This is a genomic window from Microlunatus aurantiacus, assembly GCF_039536605.1.
GTDB classification, from domain to species: domain Bacteria; phylum Actinomycetota; class Actinomycetes; order Propionibacteriales; family Propionibacteriaceae; genus Microlunatus; species Microlunatus aurantiacus.
This window is the reverse complement of sequence record NZ_BAAAYX010000034.1, coordinates 1-3090: the sequence shown is the minus strand read 5'-3', so window position 1 is coordinate 3090 and position 3090 is coordinate 1. Positions and strand designations below refer to the sequence as shown.

2 protein-coding genes are annotated in these 3090 nt (G+C 67.9%); one reads left to right on the top strand and one right to left on the bottom strand.

What is annotated here, in order from left to right; genetic code table 11:
- Positions 1-523, top strand: a 523-nt coding sequence (locus tag ABD714_RS22315; RefSeq protein ID WP_344814669.1) for a hypothetical protein, incomplete at its 5' end; no start/stop codon positions are given.
- Positions 524-758: 235 nt separating this feature from the next.
- Here ABD714_RS22315 and ABD714_RS22310 read toward each other — a convergent pair.
- Entirely contained in the window at positions 759-2984 is a 2226-nt protein-coding gene (locus ABD714_RS22310; protein ID WP_344814668.1) for an NUDIX domain-containing protein, read from the bottom strand.
- Positions 2985-3090 lie beyond the last annotated feature (106 nt).

Sequence of the window (3090 nt, the reverse complement as noted above, 5' to 3'; positions counted from 1 at the left end):
CAGATGCCTCCGGGTGGGGAATTTCGATGAGCACAACCGGGGAAGTTCACTGAGCGCCGTCAGAGTGCCGCGGATGCCCCTTTACCGGCTCTGCTGGATGGTGTTGGCCTACGCGCTTGGTGCGGTCGGCGCCGCTGTCACCATGATCATTGCGCCTTGGGGTGCTGTGCTGTGCGTCGCCGCGGCTTCGGCGGTGATCTCCTGTCTGGTGTCCGTCGCCGGTCGGGGGCGCAAGGGTCCGATCGAGTCGCCTTCGCTGCCCACCGCGGCAATGGTCGGCGCGACCGGGGGGTTGGCGATAATGGGCTCGGCAGCGTTTGTGGGCCTGGTCGGGATGGTGACATCCGTGCTGTTGATTGCGCTGTCCCCCCGGCCATCATCTGGTACGCCTCTGGCGGCAGAGCGGCCCTGGAGGTGCTGGTTTCGAAACGACTGCTGTCCGCGACGGATAGCGGCGGCAGCGGTGACCATTCAGATCCGTTTGATTCCGCGCATGGTCTGCGTGGCGTCCCTCGTTCGCTGACCGATGCCCAGCTCTGTCTAGCATGGCGGACCAGCTACACCGCGTTACTGCGCTCCAAGGGCCTTGCTCACCGAGGGCGGTTGGTCGCAGCACGGCAAGGATATCTGGACGAACTCGAACGCCGCGACCCGTAAGGTTTCAGCCGCTGGCTGGCCGCCGGCGCCCGGCCGGCCAGCGACCCCAGCAAATACCTCACGACAAGGGGACGCCTCTCGGGACCGTCAGACGGAACGCATCATCGCTCATGAGGCTGCATCGTTGCCAGCCTGAACGCATCTGTGGTGGCCGGGGCAATTGCTCGGGCGACCATTCCGGTGACGAGGTCGAGGATGACCCTGGTGACCATTCCGATGACCGGGGCCGGGGCCGGGGGCTGCGGGTCTCTCGCCGTTGGCTCGTCGCTTGGACTGGGCCGGGGCGGCAAGGTCGGCCTGGGGTATGCGGGTAGGTGTAACGCTTGAGTGGCGAGGCCACTGACTTCGGCCAGGTTGGGTGAGGTGATGAATTCGGGCCGGTGCGACCACGCGAGTACCGGGGTGAGAAGGAATCCGCTGTCGGGTAGCGCGAGAGCAGGCAGGGTGCCGAGGATGTTCACGGTGCGTGGGTCGAGCCCTGTCTCCTCCACGGCTTCGCGTAGAGCGGTAGCGACCAGTCCGTCGTCTCCCGGATCGGCGGCACCGCCGGGAAACACCAGTTGTCCCGGGTAGTTGGCCAGGTCCGCGGCTCGTTCGGTCAGCAGGACGGTCGGGCCGTCCGAGCTGTCGCTGAGGAGTACAAGCACCGCCGCGGGCCGTAGCGTGAGCTCGGTCGGTGGCAGGCTGGTCTTGGTGGGGTCCAGACCGCACAGTCGGCGCAGCCCGGCGGCCCACGGCGGGAGTTCCACCGTGTCACCCTGGGTCGATCCTGATGGGCTGGCGCCGGCGTCCAGCCATCGCAGCTGACCGGTCCGAACCCGCAGCAGCGCCACGCCCGGTTCGCCGTCGGCTGGCTGCACGAGTCGCGTCTGCTGGCCGAAGCCTGGATGACCGAACAGCGCCCGTGCGGGCAGGTGGACCGTCAGATCGCTGGTCGTGGAGAAGTCGGCCGGGTTGTTGGCCACCGCCACGAAGGCTTGCCCGGCTCCGACCAACTGAGCGACGGGACCACCGAATGCGACCAGGGTTTCGCTCATCGCCGGCACCAGCACCAGGTTCACGCCGGCTTCGGCCAGGGCGTGCGCGGCGTGCGGGTTCAGTAGGTCACGGCAGATGGCGATCACCAGATGCCACCCGTCGCTGCTGACGTGCACCCGAAGCTCCGGCCAGCCCGACGTTTGGATGTTCTCGTTGACGGGTCGATCGGCAGGAGAGTGCTTATCTTGAGTGAGCGGTATCGGGCAGCCCCGTAGATAAGCGACTGCGGTGTTACGCCGCCGCTGCCGGGCTGGGTGGCCAAGGTCTGCGTCGAGATGCTCGTCGTCGTGGTGGTAGCTTCCGGCGACCAACAGCTGCGGCCCTTCGCGACGGGTCGTCCAGTCGTGCAGCTGGGCAGCTAAGCGCTCGGTGACGCACAGCTCAGGCAGCACGACGACGCTGGCACCTTCGGCAACGGCGATGCCGATCAGACGGTCGATCTCGCGGTGCTGGCGCCGCTCATCAACCGGCCCGACTGGGAACGCCAGCCCTGAGGTGTCGAGGGGGAACGCAAACTCGGACAATCCTCGGTTGGGATGGCAGGTGGCCACGACCGTATCGGAGCCGATGATGCCGGTCAGGGCGTCGGCCCGGCTGTAGTCGAAGATCACCTGGAACTGGGTGGCCCACTCACCCGCCAGCCTGACGTGACGTGTCTCGTCGAGTCGGTTGGCTAGCCGCCACGGCGGCGAGGTGGCCGGCAGCTCGGAGATGAGCCGCAGATCCGGGCTGTCCAAGGGGATAGGGTCACCTACCCCTGGTTGGTAGGGGCTGCGTCGGCGGAACGACGCCGCGAAACCGTGCCCGTAGCGGACGTCGAGCAGTTCGACCAGCGCCCGCGCAACCAGCACGGCGGGAAGGGTGGGGTCGACGGTCAGCGCAGCCGCGATAGCGCGACGTTCGGCCGGCTCGAGCGCGGCGGTCGCGGCCGTGGACAGCGCCGGCACCAGGTCGGCCACCATGGCCGCAACCCGAGTGTGGCGGCCGGGGATGCCGAGCTGCTCGCGGAGCACGGGATGCTCGTCGCGGCACAGCTGCAGGAGATGGGTGAGCGTGACCAACGGTTCGGACTCGGCCTCAATCGCTGCCTGGACCGCCTTGATGCGCTCCGGCAGCGGCGACGGGCGAGCCACGCACGGCGCGCAATCAGATCTTCCCGCATGGTGACCGGCGTGGTGGTCGACGCCATCGTCCGCGTCGCCACAACCGCATGAGTCGGCTGTGGGCAATGCGTCTGCCCTTGCGCCGGATTCCTCGAACCTCGGCACGGCGTCGCGGTGGTCGGTCACAACGGTACGGTGCCACGGCGTTCACGCCTGGGCCAGGGCCTAAACCCGGATCCACCGATCGGGGCCGTTGACGATCGTGAGCTGAGCGCGCCGTAACGCGAGAATG